The organism is Methylobacterium sp. WL7 (genome assembly GCF_008040085.1).
Classification (GTDB): domain Bacteria; phylum Pseudomonadota; class Alphaproteobacteria; order Rhizobiales; family Beijerinckiaceae; genus Methylobacterium; species Methylobacterium mesophilicum.
In genome coordinates this window covers 12433-33573 of record NZ_VRVG01000056.1, presented here as the reverse complement: position 1 = coordinate 33573, position 21141 = coordinate 12433, and the positions used below count along the sequence as shown (strand labels likewise).

General features: G+C 71.7%; 20 protein-coding genes. 12 read left to right on the top strand and 8 right to left on the bottom strand.

The window, feature by feature from the left end:
* Positions 1–33 precede the first annotated feature (33 nt).
* Together FV233_RS15680 and FV233_RS15675 are read right to left on the bottom strand one after the other, a co-directional pair.
* Positions 34–951 (bottom strand): ABC transporter permease, encoded by a 918-nt coding sequence (locus FV233_RS15680; protein ID WP_147855202.1) that lies wholly within the window; start codon positions 949–951, stop codon positions 34–36.
* Positions 952–1192: 241 nt separating this feature from the next.
* Entirely contained in the window at positions 1193–2725 is a 1533-nt protein-coding gene (locus FV233_RS15675) for an ABC transporter substrate-binding protein (protein ID WP_147897996.1), read from the bottom strand.
* 176 nt (positions 2726–2901) lie between these two features.
* On the opposite strand from FV233_RS15675, the gene FV233_RS15670 reads away from it, so the two are divergent.
* Complete coding sequence (locus FV233_RS15670; RefSeq protein ID WP_147897992.1) at positions 2902–3804, top strand: LysR family transcriptional regulator; 903 nt, start codon at positions 2902–2904, stop codon at positions 3802–3804.
* A 9-nt stretch (positions 3805–3813) separates the two neighbouring features.
* Here the strand turns inward: FV233_RS15670 and FV233_RS15665 are convergent, their stop codons facing one another.
* Positions 3814–4569, bottom strand: a complete 756-nt coding sequence (locus FV233_RS15665) for a CDP-diacylglycerol diphosphatase (RefSeq protein ID WP_147897991.1) — start codon at positions 4567–4569, stop codon at positions 3814–3816.
* A gap of 111 nt (positions 4570–4680) precedes the next feature.
* On the opposite strand from FV233_RS15665, the gene FV233_RS15660 reads away from it, so the two are divergent.
* On the top strand, positions 4681–5733 hold the full coding sequence (locus FV233_RS15660; RefSeq protein ID WP_147897990.1) for a DUF2891 domain-containing protein: 1053 nt from the start codon (positions 4681–4683) through the stop codon (positions 5731–5733).
* Between the two features lie 196 nt (positions 5734–5929).
* Here FV233_RS15660 and FV233_RS15655 read toward each other — a convergent pair whose 3' ends face one another.
* Positions 5930–7981, bottom strand: a complete 2052-nt coding sequence (locus FV233_RS15655) for an ATP-binding protein (protein ID WP_147897995.1) — start codon at positions 7979–7981, stop codon at positions 5930–5932.
* A 366-nt stretch (positions 7982–8347) separates the two neighbouring features.
* Between FV233_RS15655 and FV233_RS15650 the strand changes: the two genes are divergently transcribed.
* The 3 genes from FV233_RS15650 (at position 8348) to FV233_RS15640 (ending at position 13779) form a co-directional block, all read left to right on the top strand.
* Positions 8348–9496 carry an acyl-CoA dehydrogenase family protein gene (locus FV233_RS15650; protein WP_246689996.1) on the top strand — a complete coding sequence of 383 codons (1149 nt, stop codon included), beginning with the start codon at positions 8348–8350 and terminating at the stop codon, positions 9494–9496.
* A 131-nt stretch (positions 9497–9627) separates the two neighbouring features.
* Entirely contained in the window at positions 9628–12942 is a 3315-nt protein-coding gene (locus FV233_RS15645; RefSeq protein ID WP_187278122.1) for a DEAD/DEAH box helicase, read from the top strand.
* 402 nt (positions 12943–13344) lie between these two features.
* Complete coding sequence (locus FV233_RS15640) at positions 13345–13779, top strand: heme-binding protein (protein WP_147856263.1); 435 nt, start codon at positions 13345–13347, stop codon at positions 13777–13779.
* Positions 13780–13786: 7 nt separating this feature from the next.
* Here the strand turns inward: FV233_RS15640 and FV233_RS15635 are convergent, their stop codons facing one another.
* Positions 13787–14356, bottom strand: a complete 570-nt coding sequence (locus FV233_RS15635; RefSeq protein ID WP_147856264.1) for a PAS domain-containing protein — start codon at positions 14354–14356, stop codon at positions 13787–13789.
* Positions 14357–14717: 361 nt separating this feature from the next.
* Between FV233_RS15635 and FV233_RS15630 the strand changes: the two genes are divergently transcribed.
* The 3 genes from FV233_RS15630 to FV233_RS15620 all read left to right on the top strand — a co-directional run bounded on the left by FV233_RS15630 (position 14718) and on the right by FV233_RS15620 (position 16620).
* Positions 14718–14903 carry a hypothetical protein gene (locus FV233_RS15630; protein WP_147856265.1) on the top strand — a complete coding sequence of 62 codons (186 nt, stop codon included), beginning with the start codon at positions 14718–14720 and terminating at the stop codon, positions 14901–14903.
* Between the two features lie 124 nt (positions 14904–15027).
* A complete protein-coding gene (locus tag FV233_RS15625; RefSeq protein WP_147897989.1) occupies positions 15028–16293 on the top strand; it encodes a Zn-dependent hydrolase in 1266 nt (421 codons plus the stop codon).
* Positions 16294–16308: 15 nt separating this feature from the next.
* Positions 16309–16620 carry a hypothetical protein gene (locus tag FV233_RS15620; protein WP_147856267.1) on the top strand — a complete coding sequence of 104 codons (312 nt, stop codon included), beginning with the start codon at positions 16309–16311 and terminating at the stop codon, positions 16618–16620.
* 25 nt (positions 16621–16645) lie between these two features.
* Here the strand turns inward: FV233_RS15620 and FV233_RS15615 are convergent, their stop codons facing one another.
* Positions 16646–16897, bottom strand: a complete 252-nt coding sequence (locus FV233_RS15615; protein ID WP_147856268.1) for a hypothetical protein — start codon at positions 16895–16897, stop codon at positions 16646–16648.
* Positions 16898–17056: 159 nt separating this feature from the next.
* Between FV233_RS15615 and FV233_RS15610 the strand changes: the two genes are divergently transcribed.
* From FV233_RS15610 to FV233_RS15600, 3 genes are all read left to right on the top strand, one after another.
* Positions 17057–17785: a hypothetical protein gene (locus FV233_RS15610; protein ID WP_147897988.1), complete on the top strand. Its 729-nt coding sequence runs from the start codon at positions 17057–17059 to the stop codon at positions 17783–17785.
* 65 nt (positions 17786–17850) lie between these two features.
* Entirely contained in the window at positions 17851–18057 is a 207-nt protein-coding gene (locus FV233_RS15605; RefSeq protein ID WP_147857547.1) for a hypothetical protein, read from the top strand.
* A 288-nt stretch (positions 18058–18345) separates the two neighbouring features.
* Complete coding sequence (locus FV233_RS15600) at positions 18346–18885, top strand: hypothetical protein (protein ID WP_246689995.1); 540 nt, start codon at positions 18346–18348, stop codon at positions 18883–18885.
* Positions 18886–18897: 12 nt separating this feature from the next.
* Here FV233_RS15600 and FV233_RS15595 read toward each other — a convergent pair whose 3' ends face one another.
* Together FV233_RS15595 and FV233_RS15590 are read right to left on the bottom strand one after the other, a co-directional pair.
* Positions 18898–19260, bottom strand: coding sequence for a hypothetical protein (locus FV233_RS15595; protein ID WP_147857546.1), 363 nt, complete (start codon positions 19258–19260; stop codon positions 18898–18900).
* Between the two features lie 176 nt (positions 19261–19436).
* Positions 19437–20402 carry a LysR family transcriptional regulator gene (locus FV233_RS15590; RefSeq protein ID WP_147897987.1) on the bottom strand — a complete coding sequence of 322 codons (966 nt, stop codon included), beginning with the start codon at positions 20400–20402 and terminating at the stop codon, positions 19437–19439.
* Positions 20403–20501: 99 nt separating this feature from the next.
* On the opposite strand from FV233_RS15590, the gene FV233_RS15585 reads away from it, so the two are divergent.
* The gene (locus FV233_RS15585) at positions 20502–21128 is read left to right on the top strand and encodes a YceI family protein (protein WP_147857573.1); all 627 of its coding nucleotides are present in this window, start codon (positions 20502–20504) and stop codon (positions 21126–21128) included.
* Positions 21129–21141: the final 13 nt, after the last annotated feature.

The following is a 21141-nucleotide window of genomic DNA, read 5'->3' as shown; positions in this document are numbered from 1 at the left end:
GTGTCGGGGGGCAGGCTCATGGGGCGAGCGTCCTCACGATTGCCGCAGGCGCGGATCGAGGAAGGCGTTCAGCAGGTCGGCCGCGAGCGTCAGGGCGATGTAGATCATCGCCAGAACCAGCACGATCGCCTGGACCACCGGGAAGTCGTTGCGGGCGATCGATTCCCAGGCGAGCTGGCCGAGCCCCTGGAGCGAGAACACCGCCTCGATCACGATCGAGCCGCCGAGCATGAAGCCGAACTGCACCGCCGCCAGGGCGATCACCGGGATTACGGCGTTGCGCAGGGCATGCCGGATCAGGATCTTGCGCGGCGGCAGACCCTTGGCCCGGGCGGTCCGGACGTAGTCGGAGGCCAGCACCTCCAGCATGCCGTTGCGGGTGAGCCGCATCACCGCCGGCATCGCGTAGTAGCCGAGCGCCACCGCCGGCAGGACGAAGTTCTTCCACGTGGCGTTGCCCGAGACCGGCAACCAGCGGAGATTCACGGAAAAAATCAGGATCAGGGTCAGCCCGAACCAGAAGCTCGGCATCGCCTGGCCGAGCACCGAGATCGACAGGGCGAGCCGGTCGACCCAGGTATCGCGTTTGACGGCGGCGATCACCCCGAGCGGCACCGCCACGAACAGCGCGACGGCGAGCGCGATGATCCCGAGATAGAGGGTGATCGGCAGGCGGGCGGCGAGCAGGTCGATCACCCGCTCGCGGAAGTAGAAGGAATTGCCGAAATCGAGGTGCAGCGCCCGCCAGGCCCAGGCGAGGAACTGGGTCAGCAGCGGCTGGTCCAGGCCGTAATCCTTGCGGATCTGCACGATCTGGGGGCCGGTCGCCTCCGGCCCGCCGATCGCCGTGGCGAGGTCGCCGGAGAGGTGGAGGAGCATGAAGCTCGCCACGGAGACCGTGAAGGCCACCGCCAGGGCGACCAGGATGCGCCGGAGCGTGAAGGCCAGCATAGGGCTCAGGCTCCTTCCGACCGACGTGGGACGCGCGGATTCTCCCTCCCCCCTCTGCGGGGGAGGGTGGGCCGGCCGTCAGGCCGGGTCGGGAGAGGGGAGCGACGGTCCAGAAGAAGACGCCGGCCTTCATGAAGGCTGCACCGGATCCTGAAGCCGGGTTCCCCTCTCCCGACCCCCTTCGGGGGCCACCCTCCCCCGCAGAGGGGGGAGGGGGACCTTTGCGTCACAGCCCTCACCATCACTTCCAGGACGCCGCGTAGAAGCGCGGCACCTCGTCCGGCTGGGCGGTGAAGTTCAGGTCCGACGTGAAGGCGTAGTTGGTGGCGTACGAGAACATCGGCAGGGCGTAGGCCTGGGCGGCGATCCGCTGGAGCGCCTTGGCGTAGGCGACCTTGCGCTTGTCCGGGTCGGTGGAGCCGTCACCCTCCTGCAGGTCGGCGATCACCTGCGGATCCTTGGTCAGGTCCTCCTCGCCGCCGCGGAAGAAGACCCCGTCGAAGGCCGAGACGTCGTAGACCGAGAACGAGCCCCAGGTCTGGAAGCCGATCGAGACCTTGCCGCTCCGCAGGGCATCCCGGAACGCGGCGTAGCGCAGGTAGTTGAGCCGGACCTTGATGCCGACCGCCCCGAGATAGCCGATCACCGCCTCGGCGTAGTCACGCTCGCGATAGGCGCCGAGGTCGATCTCGAACCCGTTCGCGTAGCCGGCTTCCTTGAGCAGGGCCTTGGCCTTGGCCGGATCGTAGGGGTAGCGCATCACCCCCTGGTCGTTGCAGCCGAACTGATCGACGAAGCACAGCGCGTTCATCACCCGCGAGGCGCCGCGCACGAGGTTGTCGACCATCGCCTTGCGGTCGATGGCGTAGGAGATCGCCTGCCGGACCCGCACGTCCTTGAGCGGCGAGTTCTCCTTGGCGCGGCCGAGCGTGTCGAACTGCAGGAAGCCGACCCGCATGGTCTCGGAGTTGAGCACGGTGACGTTGGGCGCGGCGCGCAGCTGCTCGGCCTGGTCGCTCGGCACCCGCCAGATCCAGTCGACGCCCCCGGTCATCAGCTCGGCCATCCGGCTCTCGCCGTCCGGGATGACCCGGAACTGCAGCTTGCCGATCTTCGGCTTCCCGAGCGGGCTGCCCGACCAATAGTTGGCGAAGCGCTCCATGGAGACGCCGCGCCCGCTATCGACCTTGGTGATCCTGTACGGGCCGCTGCCCACCGGCGCCTTGGCGAAGCCGTCGAGGCCGACCTTCTTGAAGTAGGAGGCCGGGAAGATCGGCATGGGCCCGGCGAGGTATTCCAGCGCCGCCGGGAACGGCGCCTTGAGGTGGATCCGCGCGCTGTGCGGGCCGGTGACCTCCACCGACTTCATCCAGTCGACGTTCTGGCGGGTGACCGTGCGGGCCTCGGGCGTCAGCATGAAGTTGAACGTGAAGGCGACGTCCTCGGGCCCGAGCGGGTCGCCGTTGTGGAAGGTCACGCCCTCGCGGATCGTCAGGTCCAGGGTTGTGTCGTCGGCCCAGGTCCAGGCGGTGGCGAGCATCGGCTTGTAGGTGCCGTCCGCGGGGTCGCGCCACAGCAGCGTGTCCCAGCAGTTGCGGGCCAGGATGACGCCCTCGCGGGCGCTGTTGTGATACGGGCTGACGTTCTCGGGCTCGCTGTCGGAGGCGTAGATCAGGGTGTCGTCGGCCTTGCCGGCGAGCGCCGGGCTCGCCGCGACCAGTGCGATCAGGGAGGCCGCCAACGATGCGGTGAGGGTGATCGTCCGTACCGGCATGTCGATTCCGTCTCCGACGACGACGGGCAGGATGTCGGGGAGGATCTCCGCGACTGCCGCGTTTTTCACCCTGCCATGATGTTGTGCATCTGGGATCGCAACAAGTAGAATTTGGCGAGCGGTGCGTTGCCATTCCGGCAACGAAAAGGCGCTATAAGTGATATTGGGGCGCGATAATGCAGACGTCCGGGTTGCGCTACTTCCTGGCCGTGGCCCGCACCGGCTCGATTGCGGCGGCCTCGGCGCAGCTCAACGTCGCCGCCTCGGCGATCAGCCGGCAGATCGCCAACCTGGAGGCCGAGCTCGACTGCGTCCTGTTCGAGCGGCGCCCGCGCGGCATGGTGCCGAGCCCGGCGGGCGAGCTCCTGACCCAGCACGCGCACCAGATGCTGATCCGATCCGAGCAGGTGGTCACCGAGATCCGGGAGCTGGAAGGCCTTGCCCGCGGCCTGATCCGGGTGGCGAGTTCCGAAGGGTTTTCGCTCGACATCGTGCCGAGCACCGTGGCGTCCTTCCACGCGGCGCATCCGGGCCTGCGCTTCGAGGTGACCGTGCTGCCCCCCGCCCAGGTGACCCACATGGTGGCGGCCGGCGAGGCCGATCTCGGCATCACCTTCGCACTCGCGCCGTCCACCCAGGTCGAGGTGCTGTATGACGGACAGGTCGACATGCTGGTGCTCGCCGCCCCCGACCATCCCCTGGCGCGGGCGAAGGTCGTGCAGCTGTCCGAGTTGCCGAACTATCCCGTCGCCCTGCCGACCCGGGACACGACCCTGCGCCAAGTGTTCGACGCCGCCTGCCTGCAGGAGGGCATCGTGGTCGAGCCGGTCCTGACCGCCAACAACCTGGCCACCCAGTTGCCGTTCGTGCGCAGATCCCGCGGTCTCGCGCTGATGTCGGCGCTCTCGATGCGCACGCCCCTGGACCTGAACGCCCTGGTCAGCCTGCCGATCCGCGCCCGGGCGAGCCTCTCCCGGAACATCCAGATCCAGGCCATGCGCGACCGGCGCCTGCCCCGGGCGGTGCGGGGATTTTTGCGTCAGCTCATGGACGCGCTGCCGCCGGCCGGTGCCGCTTAGGCCGCCCCGTCAGGCGCCCCCGCGGCCCGACGCGATGGCGCAGCTATGGTCCATCACGTCCTCCGCGCTGGCGCTCGGCGCCCGGTAGGCCAGCAGCAGGAAACCCGGCTCGGGATCACCCGGGGGTGTCGCCACCGCGGCAAAGCTCGTCCGGTGCAGGTCCGGCCGGGGACCCGGCAGGGTGCGCAGGGCCGCGAACGGGTTGAAGCGCTCGGCCTCGGCTTCCGGCACCCGCATCGCATGATAGCGATCCCCGGCGAGCGGCACCGGGAAGCGGGTCCAGGTCCCGCGGATCTGGCGGCCATGCGCCTTCACGGCGGCCAGCACGCTGGGCTTCAGGCAATCGAGGTGGATGTGGAGCTGGTCCTGGCTCCGGCCCCGGGCGGAGTTGACCGCCAGCCCCACCGCCTCGGGCGGCAGCTTGCCCTTCAAGGCGTCCGACACGAACGGGCGCGCCGCCAGCGCCGCCCGCCAATAGGCGGTGCCCCGCTTCCCACGCAGGACCGGGGCCTCCAGGCCGGCGGTGGTGTCGGTGGGCATCACCACGATGTGGGTCGGCTCGCCGGGCGCGCGCAGGACCGCCGTGCCGGGGCGGTCCTTGTCGCCGAGATCCACCGAGAGGCACGGGAAGGTCCGGTCGGCGAGCCGCTTGGCGAGCACGCAGGTCTTCAGTGCGGCCCACAGCACGTCCCGGCTGGGATCGGGCGCCGCCGCGGCCGGCATCGCGAGCACGACGAGTAGGGCGGTGATCGGCGCACGGCGCATGGAACATCCCAGTGACGGCGCACCGGCGGGGGCTGCCCGGTTCGCCGCGCTTGCGATAACCGATCCGGGACTGCGCCGGCAAAGCGTCCGGCGCCACACTGGGAGCCCGCGATGCCGAATGCGCTCACTCCAGAGATCGGCGCCCGCTTCGCCGCTGTCGCCCTCGGCCATCTCACCCGCGAATACCCCAACAAGCCCGGGCACGTCCTGGCGGGCCCGGAGGACGCGCGCACGCCCGCCGCGCTGCATCCGGTCTTCCACGGCAGCTACGATTGGCATTCCTGCGTCCACGGCACCTGGCTGCTGGCGCGGGTTCTGCGGCTGTTCCCGGACGGCGCGCAGGCCGGGGCGATCCGCGCGCATCTCGATGCCCAGCTGGTGCCCGAGAAGGTCGCCGGCGAATGCGCCTATTTCACCGCCCCGGCCGCCCTGGGCTTCGAGCGGCCCTACGGCTGGGCCTGGCTCCTGAAGCTCGCCGACGCGCTGTCCCGCCTGCCCGAGCGCCGCTGGGCCGAGGCTTTGGCGCCGCTCACCGGCCTGATCGCGCAGCGCGTCCGGGACTTCCTGCCGATCGCCCCCTATCCGGTGCGGGTCGGCACGCATTTCAACACCGCCTTCTTGCTGCGGCTGGCAGCCGACTACGCCGAGGGCGCGCAGGACACGGCCCTGACCGACCTGCTGCGGGCCACCGCCGAGCGCTGGTACGGGGCCGACGTGAATTGCCCCGCCTGGGGCGAGCCGGGGGGCGACGACTTCCTGTCCTCGGCCCTGATCGAGGCCGAATGCCTGCGCCGCCTCCTGCCGCCGCAAGAATTCCGGCCCTGGTTCGACCAGTTCCTGCCGGACCTCGCCGCGGGGCGGCCCGCGACCCTGTTCCGGCCCGCCCGCGTGACCGACCGCAGCGACGGCAAGATCGCCCATCTCGACGGCCTGAACCTCAGCCGCGCCTGGTGCTTCCGGTCGCTCGCCGCCACCCTGGGCCCGGACGATCCCCGCCGCCGGCCGCTCCAGGCCGCCGCGGACGCGCATCTGGAGGCCGGCCTCCCGCACGTGACGGGCGACTACATGGGCGAGCACTGGCTCGCGTCCTTCGCGCTGCTGGCGCTGGACACAGAGACGGGATTCGGCCCGCGCACCGCCGACGTCGATACCGGTTCGGCGTAAGCGAGCGCGTCCGTCAGAAACGGCTCTAAAGATGAGAGATTGTTGAGAACTTTTTGCCGCAGGTGGCGTTGTTCCTTGTCGGCCGCATGCGCGCCGCACAAAAAAGGACCGCCCCCGAAGGAGCGGCCCGAAGTCTTGGGAGGAAACGCCCACGAGGGGCAGCAGCGCGGCGACGCCATCGCCATGCTGCATTGCGTCAACCGGAGAGCGGGGACCTTGTTCCCTGCCCGTCCCGGCGCTGGGTCGCCTCGTGGAGCACCTGGGCGAGCTGCTCGGCGGAATAGGGCTTCCGCACCAGCGTGAATCCGTGCGCGTCGTCGGTGGCCAGGACGTGGCTGTAGCCCGAGGTCAGGACCACCGGCAGCTCCGGGCGGGTGACCTGCAGGGCCCGAGCGAGGGCGACGCCGCCCATCCCGGGCATGACCACGTCCGAGAACACCGCATCGAAGCGACCCGGCGTCTGCTCCAGCTCGGCGAGGGCCTCCTCGGCGGATTTCGCCCAGATCGGCGCATGGCCGAGATCCTCCAGGATCTGGGTGCAGAAGCGCCCGACCCCGAGATTGTCCTCCACGACCAGGATGCACAGGCTCCGCTGCGGCTCCGGCTCGCGGCGGTCGTCGTGGCCGGGATCGGCCACCTCCGCGGGGGCGTCGACCTGCGGCAGGTACAGGGTGAAGCGCGTGCCGCTCCCGGGCAGGCTCGCCACGTCGATGTCGCCGCCCGACTGCTTGGCGAAGCCGATGACCTGGCTGAGCCCCAGCCCGGTCCCCTTGCCGATCTCCTTGGTGGTGAAGAACGGCTCGAAGATCCGGCCGAGATCCGGGGCCGGAATGCCGGTGCCGGTATCGACCACCATCACGGCCACGAACGGCCCCCGGGCGCCGGCATGGCCGCGGATCGGCGGCATCGGGCGGCCGCTCTCCAGGTGCAGGGTCAGGCTGCCTTCCCCGTCCATCGCGTCGCGGGCGTTCACCGCCATGTTGATCAGCGCCGTCTCGAACTGGCTTTCGTCGGCCCGCACGAAGCAGGGCGTGCCCGGCAGCTCGGTCTCCACGCGGATGCGCGCGCCCGTGACCGAATCGAGCATGTCGGAGATGCTGCGCAGCCGGGCGGAGATGTCGAACACCTGGGGCTTGAGCGCCTGGCGCCGGGCGAAGGCCAGGAGCTGACCGGTGAGCTTGGCCGCCCGGTCGACCGTGTCGGAGACCGCGTCGAGGTAGCGGCGCCTGCGCTCCTCGGCCAACTCCGGCCGGCGCAGGAACTCGACCGACGAGCGGATGATGGTCAGCAGGTTGTTGAAGTCGTGGGCGACGCCGCCGGTAAGCTGGCCGATCGCCTCCAGCTTCTGCGATTGCCGCAGGGCTTCCTCGGCCTGGCGCTGCTCCGTGATGTCGCGGCCGAAGCCGTAGAACAGCCCGTCCTCCGGGACGACGGTCCAGAGCACCCGCCGCCGGTCGCCGTCGCGGGTCGTGCAGGCCAGCTCGACATCCTCGACCCGGTGGTCCTCGCAGAGGGGCTTGAGCGCCTCGCGCGCCGCCTCGCGGTCCGTAGGAGCGATGAAATCCAAGGCGGTCCGGCCCAGCGTCTCGTCCTCGGACCAGCCCAGCGCCCGGCTCCAGGACGGATTGACCGACTGGACCTGCCCGTCCTTGTCCGAGACGATCTTCAGCACCGGCGACAGGGTCCAGACCCGGTCGCGGTCCCGGGTCTGGGCGGCGACCTGCGCCTCCAGGCGCTCGGCGCGGGACTGCAGCAAAGCCTCGTCCCGGTGCCGGGCCGTCGCGGCGGCCCGGGCCTCCAGCAGGTTCATCAGGGTCCGGGCGAGGGCTTCCAGGACGAAGACCTGCGGCCCGGTCAGGCTGCGCGGTTCGCGGTCGAGGACGCTGAGCGTGCCGATCGGCCAGCCCTCCGGGGTCACGAGCCGGACGCCGGCGTAGAAGCGCAGGCCCGGTTCGCCCGCGACCGCCCCGCAATCCGGGACCACCAGCGCACCCTCCCGGCTCAGGGTCTCGAGGCCGAGGCCGGCTTCGAGGGGGCGGTCCGGCGCGGCGTGGCCGAACGCGGCCTTGGTCCAGTGCCGGTCGGCATCCGCGAAGGTGATCCGCGCCATCGCGGTGCCGCAGGACGCGGCCGCGATCTGCGCGATCTCGTCGAAGGCGGGCTCGGGCGCGGTGTCGAGAATGGCATAGCCGTGCAGAGCCGCGAGGCGCTGCGGATGATGGCGTTCAAAGCCCGACGGGCAGGACATGGTCTCGTTCCGCGACACGGCTGCGTCATATCCCACGGCATCGACCCTCCCAAATCGAGTCGATCGACCGCAGCCTGACGGCTTGTTGAGCCGGTTCTTCCTACAACGCGGGGCTTCAGGTTTGAGGCGGGTCCGGCCGGTGCAGATCGCCGCGCCGCCGGGGCCGTGACCCTACGGTTTTACGATGTGCACTATCGTCGCATGGCGTATCGAAGGGGGAGGCGGCGAGTTGCCCCGTCAGAACATCGCATCGAAAGATGGTTCCCGCCCTTCGGAACACGATGTCGCGAAGCTTAAGGGATCCAGCGCTTCGTCCCGGAGATCGGATCTGGACGATGCGCTGGGCTCGTCATGACCGGAGCAGGCGTGGACCTCAGACTCGACGATATCGCCTGGGGCATGCGGAGCGATCCGGTTGCGGCGGCCCGCGCGGTCGCGGCCGGCGCCGCGCGTCGGGCGGGATGTCACGACCACGACGGCGGCTTTCCGGCCGAGGATGTCGCCGAACTCGCCCGAATGGGCCTGCTGGCCGCGCCGGTCCCCCGCCGCGAGGGCGGCGCGGGCCTCGGCGAGGAGCCGGACGGTGCAATTCTTCAGGCCGTGCTCACCCATGTCGGGGCCGGCAGCCTCGCGCTGGGGCGCGTGTACGAGGGCCATGTCAACGCGGTGCAGCTCGTTGCCCGCTATGCCGACGGCGAGGCGCGCAGCGCCCTGCTGGCCGATGCCGTCCAGGGCCACCTGTTCGGGGTCTGGAACACCGAGCCGCCGGGCAACGGCCTCAAGATCGATTCCACCGGAGGCGCCCCGACCTTGAGGGGCGTGAAGACCTTCGCGTCGGGGGCCGGGTTCGTGACCCGCGCCCTCGTGACCGCGCAGCCCGACTCCCCCGGGTCGCAGATGATCGTCGTCGCCCTCGAACCCGGCGAGCGGGCGGACCTGTCGGCCTGGCGCGCGCAGGGGATGCGGGCCTCGGCGACAGGCACCGTGGATTTCACCGGGCTCGGCGCCGACCGCTTCACGCGCGTGGGTGGGCCCGACGACTATCAGGTGCAGCCGCATTTCTCGGGGGGCGCGTGGCGCTTCCTCGCGGTGCAGCTCGGCGGCCTGGAGGCGCTGCTCGACGCGTGGCGCGGCCATCTCGTCGCCACCGGCCGCGGCGAGGACCCGCATCAGCTCGCCCGCCTCGGCGAGGGCGTGATCGCGGCCGAGACCGCGCGCCTCTGGGTGGCGCGGGCGGCCGCGGTCGTGGGCGAAGAGGGCGACCCGGACGGGATCATCGCCTACGTGAACCTCGCGCGCCTCGCGGTGGAACGCGCCGGGCTCGACCTGCTGGAACGGGCGCAGCGCTCGGTCGGCCTGCAGGGCTTCCTGCGCGACCACCCGCTGGAGCGCCTGACCCGGGATCTCGCGACCTACCTGCGCCAGCCCGGCCCCGACCGGGCGCTCACCGAGGGCGCCCGCCACGTGCTGCGCGCCCCGCGGGCGAGCGGCGATCTCTGGCTGGACGAGGCCTGATACCGGAGGCCCGGGAGTCTCGGACGCAAGCCTTTTCGAATGCGGCATCGCGTCTGTGAATCGGACCGGCGCGGCCGGGAGCCCTGACCGCCGACCGGCGTTTGCAGGATCCGGGACAGGTTCGGATCAGCATGGCCAAGCGCAGGACGAAGACGGTCGCCCACCAGGAGACCGAGGATGCGCCGCTGATGCCCACGGGGGCGCTCGCGGTGGCGCTGCTGGATCTGGCCGAGGACGCGGCCCCCCTGGTCAACGTCGCCCGGGATGCAAGGCGGCTGGAGGAACTGGCCGCCACGCTCAAGGCCCTCGATCCCGACATCCGGGTCGCCGTCTACCCGGAATGGGATTGCCTGCCGCTCGACCACGCATCGCCGTCGCGGGCCACGATGGGCGCCCGGGCCGCCGTGATGCGCTGGCTGACCGACCGCGACGCCCTGCCGGGCTTCGTGCTGACCACGGCTCCGGCGCTGATCCAGCGCGTGCCCCCGCCCGAGACCTGGGCCGATGCCCGGGTGACGTTCCGGGTCGGCGATCCACTCGACGTCGCCGCCGTGATGGCCGACCTCAAGCGCCTCGGCTACATCCTCGACGAGCGGGTCGACGAGCCCGGCGAGATCGCCGTCCGGGGTCGCACCGTCGAGGTGTTTCCCGCCGCCGCCCCGCGGCCCTGCCGGATCGAGCACGCCGACGGCCGCGTCACCGCGATCCGCTCCTACGATCCGATCTCGCAGCGCTCCGTCGCCGAGGTCGCTAATCTGGTGATCGACCCGGCCACCGAGATCGTCCTCGCCCCGGATTCCGGCCAGAGCTTCGAGCCCTTCACCGGGCAGGAGCACCGCCTGGAGCGCTACTATCCGCGTCTCGTCACCCTGCTCGATTACGTGCCGGGGGCTCGCCTGGTCGTCGAGGACGGGACGCAGGCCCGGGTCGATGCCTTCTACGAGCAGATGGAGGAGGCGGGCGCCCGCCGTGCGCCCCGTGGCGGTCGCGCTGAGGGCGGCGAGGGCCTCTATCTCGCGCCGAAGGCGTGGCGGGACGTCGTGGCCGAGCGGACCCGGGCGGTCGCCACCGACGCGGCCGGCGAGCCGCTCGGGATCCCGGTCTTCGCCCGGGATCGGCGGCCCGAGGCCGCCTTCGCCAAGGCGATGCGCGAGCGGCTGAAGGCCGGCGACGTCGTCGTGCTGGCGGGCTCGCGCCAGCCGCTCCGGCGCCTCGTGCGGCAGGCCGGCAAGATCGCCGAGCGCCCGGTCCGGCTGATCGACGGCTGGTCCGACCTCGCCGACGCGGCACCGGGCGACATCCTCGCGCTGGAGGCGCCGATCGGCGCCGGCTTCCGGGTCCCGGGACGGGGCGCGACGGTGTTCGCCGCAGCCGACCTGTTCGGAACGGACGCCGCGGTGTCCGGCTCCGCCCGGGCGATCCTGCCGATGGGCGAGGTCGACCTGCGCCCCGGCGACGTGGCGGTCGACCGCGACCACGGCCTGTGCGTGTTCGAGGGGCTGGAGCCCGTGTCGAACCCGCAGGGCGTCGGCGCGGACGACGAGCCATCCGAGGCCCTGCGGCTGCGCTTTGCCGGCGACGCGATCCTGATGGTGCCGGTCACCCAGGCCGACCGGATCTGGCGCTACGGCCCGGAGCCCGACGCGGTCACCCTCGACAAGCTCGACGGCGGGACCTGGGCCCGCCGCCGCCTCCAGGCCGAGGCCACCATGGCCCGGACCGCCCGGGTGATGCTGGAGGCCGCCCGCGCCCGCCGGGATACCGAAGCCCCGGTCCTGGCGCCGCCGTCCCGCGACATGGAGCGGTTCGCGGCGGGCTTCGGCTTCGCCCCGACCCCCGATCAGGCCGCCGCGGTGGACGCGCTGATGGCCGACCTCGCCTCCGGGCGTCCGATGGACCGGCTGGTCTGCGGCGATGTCGGCTTCGGCAAGACCGAGGTCGCGCTGCGGGCTCTGGCGGCGACGGTCTTCGCGGGCAAGCAGGCGGCGTTGATCGCCCCGACCACGGTCCTGGCCCGCCAGCACGTCGAGACCCTGCGTCGCCGGTTCGGCCGCTTCGGCATCGAGGTCGCGCAGCTCTCGCGTCTGGTCTCCCCGGCCGAGGCCAAGCGGGTGAAGGCCGGCCTCGCGGACGGCTCGATCCGGCTCGTGGTCGGGACCCAGGCGCTGGCCGCCCGCGGCGTCGGCTTCGCCGATCTTGGCCTGACGGTGATCGACGAGGAGCAGCGCTTCGGCGCCAAAATGAAGGCGGACCTGCGCCGCCTCGCCGAGGGCGGGCACGTGCTGACGCTGACCGCCACCCCGATCCCGCGCACGCTCCAGGCCGCGCTCGTCGGCTTGCAGAGCCTCAGCGTGATCGCCACGCCCCCGGCGATGCGCCAGCCGGTCCGGACCGTGGTGGCCCCCTTCGAGGCCGATGCGATCCGCGAGGCCCTGATCCGCGAGCATCGCCGCGGCGGGCAGAGCTTCGTCGTCTGTCCGCGCATTGAGGACATCGCCCCCATGGCCGAGCGCCTGCGCGGCCTCGTGCCGGGCCTCGACGTGCTGGTGGCGCACGGCGACCTCAAGCCTTCGGCCATGGACGAGGTCATGGTCCGCTTCGCCGACGGGGATGGCGACGTCCTCCTCGCCACCGCCATCGTGGAGAGCGGCCTCGACGTGCCCCGGGCCAACACCATGCTGGTCTGGGAGGCCGCCCGGTTCGGGCTGGCGCAGCTCCACCAGCTGCGCGGCCGCGTCGGCCGCGGCCAGCGGCGCGGGGTCGTCCACCTGCTCAGCGATCCGGCCGCGCCGCCGGCGCCCGCCGCCCTCCAGCGCCTGCGCGCCCTGGAGGCCCTGGACCGGCTCGGCGCCGGCTTCGCGGTCAGCGCCCGCGACCTCGACCTGCGCGGGGCCGGCGACCTCGTCGGCGAGGACCAGGCCGGCCACGCCAAGCTGGTCGGGCTCGGCCTCTACCAGCACCTGCTGCAGCTGGCGCTCACCGCCGCCAAGGGCGAGCCGGCCGAGGATTGGAGCCCGGAGATCGAGATCGGGCTGCCGAGCCGGATCCCGGCGGATTACGTGCCCGAGCCCGAGATCCGCCTGAGCCTCTACACGCGGCTGCTGCGCCTGCGCGACGGCGAGGCGATCGAGGCCCTGTCCGGAGAGGTCGAGGACCGCTTCGGCGCAGCCCCGGCGCCGGTCCTGGCCCTGTTCACCCTGGCGCGGCTGCGCGCCGCCTGCTGCGGGCTGGGCGTGGCCCGGCTCAGCGGCGGTCCCCAGGGTGTCGCGGCCGACATCCGGTCCGACCGGCCGCTGCCGCCGATGCCGGCCGAGGACGGGATCGTCCTGCGCCAGGGCCGCGTGGTCTGGCGCCGGCCCTGCGCCGACGCGCAGGCCCGGGCCGCGCTGGCGGCCGACCTCCTGGACCGGATCCGGACCGCGCGGGAGCGCGCCGCCGGAGCCTGATCCGATCCCGGGCTGCGCTCACGCGTTTGTGAGGGCCGCCCGGGCCGGACCGGTACAATCGTATCAGTGACAGCGGACCCGTCGCAGCCCATCTGCGGCTGGCCACACTCCGCCCGAGCGCCCCGTGCCACCCAGTGGTGCGCCGGCCCGGTCGGGTCCCGACGTTGTACCGGGGTCTCATGCCCTTTCGTCTCCGGTACGGCCGCACGGCCGGGCGCCCATGACCCCGTGCAAGGCGGGCGCCCGGCCTGTCGTCCGCCGATGCCCGGCGGGGCGATCGGCGTGATCCGGAGTTGACCGGCGCCGTCCGGTCGGGCCTTCTCGCGCAGAACGGGAGGCGTCCCGGGGTCGCTGGAATTTCTCAGCGACCCTGCGCCGGCCCGGGCCAACCAGGGAGGCACCATGCACGTCACGATTGAGCAGGCCGAGCGGGCAATCGCCGCGGCGCGGGCGAAGGCCAAGGAGCTGGACACCCAGATGTGCATCGCGGTGGTCGATTCCGGCGGCAACCTGAAGGCGTTCCATCGCATGGACGATGCCTGGGTCGGCTCGATCGACATCGCTCACAAGAAGGCCAAGACCTCGGTGTTCTTCGGCATGATGACCGGCCAGATCGGCCAGCTGTCCCAGCCGGGCGGCCCGCTCTACGGCATCGAGCATTCGAACGACGGACTGATCACCTTCCCGGGCGGCATCCCGATCGTCGATGCCGACGGCGTCATGTCGGGCGCGATCGGCGTCAGCGGGTCAACGGTGGAGAACGATCACGCCGTGGCGGAGGCCGGCGCCAAGGCGATCGGCCGGACCGAGCTTCCCGCCCACCCCTGGCGGACCTGAACCCGCCCTACGGCTCCCGCTGCGCGAGCGCCCGGCCGATCCCGAGCAGCAGCATGCTCGAGATCAGCCGGAGCTGCGGGTTGCCGTAGCGCTCCAGCGCCGCGTGGACCCGGATACAGTTGTCGGCGGCCGCCTCAAGGTGCTTGACCTCGATCGGGAGCTTGGCCTGGACCCGGTTGTCGTCCCGCCCGGGCGGGGTGCCGCCGTACAGGTCCGTGACGTCGATATAGGCGCCGCGCCCCCGCAGTGCCCCCGTGGTGTCGGGGGCCAGCCGCCCGCGGGTGAGGATCCAGCGGACGTCGCCGGTCTGGCTCAGGACGCGAAACTCCAGCGAGACCGGGCCGCCGATCCGGCGCACCTTGCGAATCTCGTCGAAGACCCAGCCGCGATCCTCCGGATGGACGCGTCCCAGGGCGACGTCGAGCGGCAAAGGCTTGCCGGCAAAGCCCTCATTCCCGGACAGCAATGCGGCCGCGCCCGCGTCGAGTACCGATCGGCCGGCGGAGACATCCGTGTCCCAGGTGCCGACGAAACCCGCATCCTGCAGGGCGGAGGCCGCCATGGACGCCAATGCCATTCCATCCCCCAAACCTGGCTGCGGCCTGCCCATCCCCGGGACAGCCGGCAGCCGAGTGCGACACTTGTAGCCCACAAGCAGTTTGGCAACGGATCGATCCGAATCGATCATGCCCCGCGCCCTGACATGTCGTCACGGGTCTCCGGCCCCGGCTCGACAGCGGCGGGGGCCGGGCCTGCGCGACTGAAGCTGCATTCGCAGTGCACAAACCCGCCGTAAAGCTTTTCGTGGCGCAGTCTGTCCGTCACCGAACGCGCAGGCATTGCGGCGATGTATTCGCCGACGGCGCGGATACCGTGTCGATCCAGGACTTTCGATGCGCAGATACATTTTTCGAGCGATACGCCGGGAGCCGGACGGGATGCTCGGCCCGGACCTGTACCGGCAGACCTTCGAGGCCGCCGACGACGCGGGCGCGGTGGCGGCGGCCAAGCGGATCGATCTCGATCTGGCCGCCCTCGGCGCCAACGCGGTCTACGTCTCCGCCGCGGACGGACGGGCGATCTGGAGCCTGCACGCGCAGGATTTCCCGGATCCGAGCCTCTGAGGACCGGTCCGCGACGGAGCCCGGCGCCGGGGGGATCTCCCCCGCCCCTGCTGGTGCCGGGCGGGATCACGGCCTAACGTCGCGGACGCCGGTACAGGGTCGGCCGGGGCGCGCGCGGGACCGCATGGATATGGATCGCACCAACCTCCCGCTCTCGCAGGACCGCCTCTGGGACAGCCTGATGGAGCTCGCCCGGATCGGCGCGCTTCCCAACGGCGGCAACGACCGGCAGACCCTGACCGATCGGGACGCCGAGGGGCGTGCCCTGTTCCGGCGCTGGGGCGAGGCGGTCGGGATGACCCTGACGGTGGACCGGATCGGCAACATGGTCTTCCACCGGCCGGGGCGGGACCCGGGCCGGAAGCCCGTCGCCATCGGCAGCCATCTCGACACCCAGCCCACCGGCGGCAAGTTCGACGGTCCGCTGGGGGTGCTCGCCGGGCTGGAGATCATGCGCGCCCTGCACGAGGCCGGGATCGAGACCGAGGCGCCGCTCCTGCTGATCAACTGGTGCAACGAGGAGGGCTCGCGCTTCGCGCCGCCCATGAGCGGCAGCGGCGTCGCCATGGGCATCGTCTCCGAGGCCGACGTGATGGCGACCCGGGATCTCGCCGGCCACGTGTTCGGCGACGAACTGCGCCGGATCGGCTGGCAGGGGGAGGCGGAGCCGGCGGATCTTCGCGGGATCGGCGCGTATTTCGAACTGCACATCGAGCAGGGCAAGCGCCTGGAGGAGGCCGGCTTCACCATCGGTGTGGTCGACCGGGCGCTCGCACAGATCTGGTACGAAATCACCGTGCTGGGCGAGGAGGCCCATGCCGGCAGCCCCATGGCCGGGCGGCGCGACGCCATGATGGCCGCCGCCGCGCTGATCGGCTCGCTCGAGGCGATCGCCCGGGACGCGGTCGGCTCCGGGGGCGAGCGCGGCCGTGCCACCGTCGGAGTCCTGACAGCCGAGCCCGCGAGCCGCAACATCACCCCGGGCCGGGTCTGGTTCAGCCTCGACACCCGCCACGGCGACCCCGGGCAGCTGGAGGCGATGCGGGAGCGGATCCTGGCCCGGGCCGACGCGCTCGCCGCCGAGCGGGGCGTCGCGATCCGGGTGGAGGAGTTCTGGCGGGCGCCGCTGACCCCGTTCGATCCGGTCCTGGTGGACCGCGTCCAGGCGGCGGCCGAGGCGCGGGGCCATGCCTGGACCCGGATGCCGACCGCGATCTATCACGACGCCGTCTATTGCGCCCGGACGGTGCCGGCGGCCCTGGTGTTCTGCCCGTGCCACGGCGGCATCAGCCACAACGAGGCCGAGAGCATCACGCCGGATTGGGCCCGGGCCGGCATGGAGGTGCTGGCCGACGCCGTGCTGGCCACGGCCGGCATCGCGCACTCCTGAGGAGGCTGGTTCGGCATGCCCGACGACAACGTCATCCGCCCGACCTTCGGGGCGCCCCGCACCGTTGCACCGCCGGAGCGGACGGAGCCCGAGCCCGATCAGCCGCCGCTGCGCCTGTTCGGCTCGGCCGCGGGCCACCGGGTCGGCCTGATCCGCGATCCGGCCGCCCAGGAAGGCGACGTGTTCCGGATCGTGGTCGGCCCGGAGGACGAGCACGCCGTCGAGACGGTGGCGCTGCTGCCGGCGGCCGGCGACGCGGAGGGCGAGGCGGAGCGGATCGGCTTCGCGATCCTGCGGGCGCTGGAGGTGGTCGAGGGCGCGGTCTGATCCGGAAGCCCGCGCGACCGGCCGGTCAGACGACCGGCTTGGGCTTGATGATCGGCGAGCGCGTCAGGCTCTGGATCTCGCGGCCGGGCCGTCCGGCCTTGAGGGCGATCTCCTCTTCCTGCTCGGCGATGATCTGCCGGGCCGGCTCGTCGCCGTCCAGGCCGCCGAGGATCTCGGCCGGCACACGGCGGTTCGAAGCCCGGGAGCCGTCCTCGAAGACGACGTCGAACAGAATGAAGCCCCGTTCCTGGGGTCTCGACTTGATGCGCTTAGCCATAGGTGCTGATACGCCACCGCGATCCCGCGCGGCAGGGGGCACCGGCGCGCAGGGGGTTGCGTCGCGCGCAGCGCCGAACCTGCCCGCGGCCCCGCTCTCGCCGTGATCTTTCGTGCCGACGGTCCCCGACCGACCGCACCGCCAATCGAGGAAACGTCCGTGATACCCTGGGTTCATCTCGACACCGGCTCCGTCCCGGGGGGCGGCACCGACCTGCGCCTGATGCAGCGCGGCGAGGAGTTCTCGATCCTGGCCGACACGATCGAGCTGATGAACAACCGCCGCAGCGGCTCCGAGGCGGCGCTCGCCGCGATGACCTGCGAGCGGCTGAGGGACCGGCCCCGGGCCCGGATGCTGATCGGCGGCCTCGGCATGGGCTTCACCCTGCGGGCGGCCCTGGCGGGCCTCGGCCCGGATGCGCGGGTCGTGGTGGCCGAACTGGTGCCGGCGGTGATCGCCTGGGCCCGCGGCCCGCTCGCCCACGTCTTCGCCGATTGCCTGGACGACCCCCGGGTCGACGTGCAGGAGGCCGACGTGAACCGCCTGATCCAGGCGGGGCCGGGCCAGTACGACGCCATCCTGCTCGACGTCGACAACGGCCCGGAGGGGCTGATGCGCCGCTCCAACGACCGGCTCTACGACAATTGGGGCCTCAAGCGGGCCCGCTGGGCCCTCCGGCCGGGCGGCATCCTGGCCGTCTGGTCCGGCGCCCCGGACCGGAAGTTCAAGTCCCGCCTGCAGCGCTCCGGCTTCGCGGTCGAGGAGGCCCGGGTCCATGCCAGCGGCCGCGGCAGCGGGCCCAAGCACGTGGTCTGGCTCGGCACCCGCACCGACGGCCCGGCCGAGCCGTCCCGGCCCGAGGCCGGCCGCGGGAAGCCGGCCCGGTAAGGGCCCGGCTGCCGCCCACGGTCGCACCCCCTGGGCCGGAGCAGGGGAGTTCGCACATGCGAGGCATGGGTGCGAATGGCGGGCATCTCTACACGGTTGAGGTCAGGCCGAGCCGGCATGACCCGGGCCGTTTCACGTGGGCGATCCGGGACCGCGGCAAGCTGGTTCGGGGATCGTACCGCCCGCACGCCTCCGAAGGTGTGGCCCGCGCGGTCGCCCTGGCCGAGGTCGAGCGGCTGATCGGGCACGACGAGCCGCAGAACGACGGCTGATCGGCCTTCAGTCATGCTCTAAATGCATGTCTTGGGGTCCGATGGGTGTCGTCCATGCATAAGGAAACGGCCTCCGGTCTGTTGCATGCCGCAATGCGGTAGCCTATCTGTGCAGTGCGGGATGGCGATGGCGTCGCGATCCCGCTGCCCTTCTTGGGCGTTTCCTCCCTAGACTTCGGGCCGCTCCTTCGGGAGTGGCCTTTTTTTCTGTCCTGTCTTCGAGACTGCGGACGGAGATCCGGACTCTGAAGCTCCGGCCCGAGGTTACGGCCAAGCGGAACCATGACCTTGGCTGTTCGTTCTGCCGTCATGGAACACTACAGATCCACCCTTGCGACGACTGCGATCGCCGTATTCGGCTTGGTCGTGGCGGCCCATACTCTGCATCCGGGCAATTACGAGGCGCAGCAGCGCCCGGTCCGGACTGTCGCAACGCAGGCCACCCCATCGGGCTGGGCGGATCCGCCGGCCCGGCTTGCCGGCCTCGGCAAGTCCGACGCCCCCGCATCGGAGATTGGGCGTGCGCCCGCCCCCGACCTGCTGGCGCCGCGATTGGCCGCCGCATTGCCGCCGGGTGCCATCGCGGCTCCGGCGCTGCCGAGCGAGATGGTCGCCCCCGCCGAGAAGGCTCGGAAGACGGTGGTGGCACACCGGTCGAAGGTGGCGGATCGCAGCCTTCGCCGGACGGCCCGCCTGCGCAACGCCGGCCTGGCCCGCACGGCAGCCGTCGAGCCGATGACCGCACCATCGGCGCCCGCGCCGGCCCCCAGGAAGATCGATCCGATCGGCGATCTGATCCGCGGTCTCGGCCTCGGCCGCGAGGGCTGACCGCCCCGCGCCCTACTGGACGTGGATGGTCAGCTTCATCTTCGGGTGGATGCCGCACTGGATGACGAAATCCCCCGCTTCCGCCAGGACCAGCCGGGTCTCGGTGCCGGGTTCCTGATCGCCCGCATCGAACGAGAACCGGTCCGCCTCGATGAAGGCGTGGTGTGTCTGGCTGGAATCCTCGTTGCGCAGGGTGATCGTGTCGCCGCGCCGCAGGAACAGGTCGGTCGGCACGTAATGGCGTCCCTTCTGTAGCACGACGCGGGTCGTGCTCGACAGCATCGCCCAGGCCGCGTGCGGCGCGGCGCACAGACCCGCCAGAACCATCGTTCCGACGAGGAGCAAGGGCCGGAGGCGCCGGTCGCGAAGGGGCATGTTGGATGTCCGCTGGGTACTGGATACGCCCGGGCAGGGGATCGAGGCGGGATCGTCCGCCGAGCGGCCCGGGATGCCGCCAAGCGCCATGGTGCGCCGAGGTCCTGAACACCCCGCTAAGCCGGACGGTAAGATTGTCTCGATCGATCAGTCAATAAGGCGGGGATATTTAGTCTCTACAAGTCTTGATTGTATTGATCGCTAGAGTGCGTCTCACTGGAACCTGGACCGCAGGCAGTGAGCGCCTCGCGCACGTGGTCCCGGAAGACCTGGACCCGTGCCGGCAGGTCGCGCCCGGCCAGCGTCACGGCGCGCAGGACCCCGCCGCGGCTCGCCCAGGGGGCCAGCACGCGCACGAGCTGGCCCGCCGCGACCGCCCGGGCGGCCACGAGGCTCGGGATATGGCCGATCCCGGCCCCTGCCAGGGTCAGGCGGTGGACGGTCGCGAAATCGCTGACCCGGATGGCCGGGCTCATGACGACCTGCTCGGACTGGCCGCGCCCATCGGTGAGGGGCAGGGCCCCCGAGCCCAGCCGCTCCCGGGAGAGGATCAGGTCGTGGCCGTGCAGCCCGGCCAGGTCGGCCGGCGCGGGACGGCGCAGCAGGTAGGCGGGCGCGGCGTAGAGGCCGACCGCCAGGGTCGCCAGGACGACGGCCCGGTAGCCGGTCTCCTCCGCGCCGCCCAGCCGCAGGGCGAGGTCGATCCGGTTGGCCGCCAGGTCGAGGCGGGCATCGGTGTTCAGCATCTCGACCGTGATCTGCGGATAGGCCGCCCGGAAGCTCGCGACGATCTCGGGCATCACCTCGATCCCGAAGTCGATGGAGGTGGTCATCCGCAGGTGCCCGGCCGGCACCGTCCGGGCGTCGCGGGCGGTCTCGGCGGCCTCGTCGAGCAGGGCCAGGCTCTCGTGGGCCTTGGCGTAGAACGCCAGGCCCTCCGCGGTGGGCGAGACCGCCCGGGAGGTTCGGGCCATCAGCCGGGTGCCGAGCGCCCGTTCCAGCCGGGAGAGGCGCCGGCTGACGCTGCCCTTGGTTTCCCGCAGGCTCGCGGCCGCGGCCGTGACGGTGCCGAGATCGACGACCGTGCAGAAGGCGCGCACGTCGTCGAGTCCGCCCTGGAAGGTTTCCGTTCTCGCAACCATGGGGTTCCGGATAGCAGGCTCAACCGCGGCCGTGAACGGGTCTACAGCGCTGCTGCGGCGCACCGAATCGCGCATGATCGTCACCTGTAGGAGACACCCTTGAAGTCGATTCTCGCCTCCGGCCTTCTGGCTTTCCTGATCGCCACCCCGGTCTTGGTCGCCACTCCGGTCCTGGCCCAGACCCCGCCGACCCGCGACCCGGCCCAGATCCAGGCCGGCGCCTACGCGGTCGATCCCAACCACACCCAGGTCGGCTGGCGGGTCTCCCATATGGGCTTCTCGAACTATGCCGGCGGCTTCTCGGACGTGTCCGGGACCCTCGACCTGCAGCCCAAGAACCCGGCGGCCGCGAAGCTGTCGATCAAGATCCCGGTCGCCTCGGTGACCACGACCAGCGCCAAGCTCACCGACGAGCTGAAGGGCGACCAGTGGCTCGACGCGGGCAAGTTCCCCGAGATGACTTTCGTGTCCACCAAGGTCACCCCCGAGGGGAAGGACAAGGCGAAGGTGGCCGGCAACCTCACGCTGCATGGCGTGACCAAGCCGGTGACGCTGGACGTCACCCTGGTCGGGGCCGGCGTGAACCCGCTGAGCAAGAAGGTCACGGTCGGCTTCGACGCCACCGGCACGCTCAAGCGCTCCGAGTTCGGGGTGAAGACCTACGTGCCGCTGATCGGCGACGACCTGCACCTGACCATCGCGGGCGCCTTCGAGCGGCAGGACTGACCCGGAACTCCGG

Excerpts from the sequence above, each read along its gene's own strand:
- FV233_RS15680 (WP_147855202.1), bottom strand. The coding sequence starts at position 951 with ATGCTGGCCTTCACGCTCCGGCGCATCCTGGTCGCCCTGGCGGTGGCC.
- FV233_RS15675 (WP_147897996.1), bottom strand. The coding sequence starts at position 2,725 with ATGCCGGTACGGACGATCACCCTCACCGCATCGTTGGCGGCCTCCCTG.
- FV233_RS15670 (WP_147897992.1), top strand. The coding sequence starts at position 2,902 with ATGCAGACGTCCGGGTTGCGCTACTTCCTGGCCGTGGCCCGCACCGGC.
- FV233_RS15665 (WP_147897991.1), bottom strand. The coding sequence starts at position 4,569 with ATGCGCCGTGCGCCGATCACCGCCCTACTCGTCGTGCTCGCGATGCCG.
- FV233_RS15660 (WP_147897990.1), top strand. The coding sequence starts at position 4,681 with ATGCCGAATGCGCTCACTCCAGAGATCGGCGCCCGCTTCGCCGCTGTC.
- FV233_RS15655 (WP_147897995.1), bottom strand. The coding sequence starts at position 7,981 with ATGTCCTGCCCGTCGGGCTTTGAACGCCATCATCCGCAGCGCCTCGCG.
- FV233_RS15645 (WP_187278122.1), top strand. The coding sequence starts at position 9,628 with ATGGCCAAGCGCAGGACGAAGACGGTCGCCCACCAGGAGACCGAGGAT.
- FV233_RS15640 (WP_147856263.1), top strand. The coding sequence starts at position 13,345 with ATGCACGTCACGATTGAGCAGGCCGAGCGGGCAATCGCCGCGGCGCGG.
- FV233_RS15635 (WP_147856264.1), bottom strand. The coding sequence starts at position 14,356 with ATGGCATTGGCGTCCATGGCGGCCTCCGCCCTGCAGGATGCGGGTTTC.
- FV233_RS15630 (WP_147856265.1), top strand. The coding sequence starts at position 14,718 with ATGCTCGGCCCGGACCTGTACCGGCAGACCTTCGAGGCCGCCGACGAC.
- FV233_RS15625 (WP_147897989.1), top strand. The coding sequence starts at position 15,028 with ATGGATATGGATCGCACCAACCTCCCGCTCTCGCAGGACCGCCTCTGG.
- FV233_RS15620 (WP_147856267.1), top strand. The coding sequence starts at position 16,309 with ATGCCCGACGACAACGTCATCCGCCCGACCTTCGGGGCGCCCCGCACC.
- FV233_RS15615 (WP_147856268.1), bottom strand. The coding sequence starts at position 16,897 with ATGGCTAAGCGCATCAAGTCGAGACCCCAGGAACGGGGCTTCATTCTG.
- FV233_RS15605 (WP_147857547.1), top strand. The coding sequence starts at position 17,851 with ATGGGTGCGAATGGCGGGCATCTCTACACGGTTGAGGTCAGGCCGAGC.
- FV233_RS15595 (WP_147857546.1), bottom strand. The coding sequence starts at position 19,260 with ATGCCCCTTCGCGACCGGCGCCTCCGGCCCTTGCTCCTCGTCGGAACG.
- FV233_RS15590 (WP_147897987.1), bottom strand. The coding sequence starts at position 20,402 with ATGGTTGCGAGAACGGAAACCTTCCAGGGCGGACTCGACGACGTGCGC.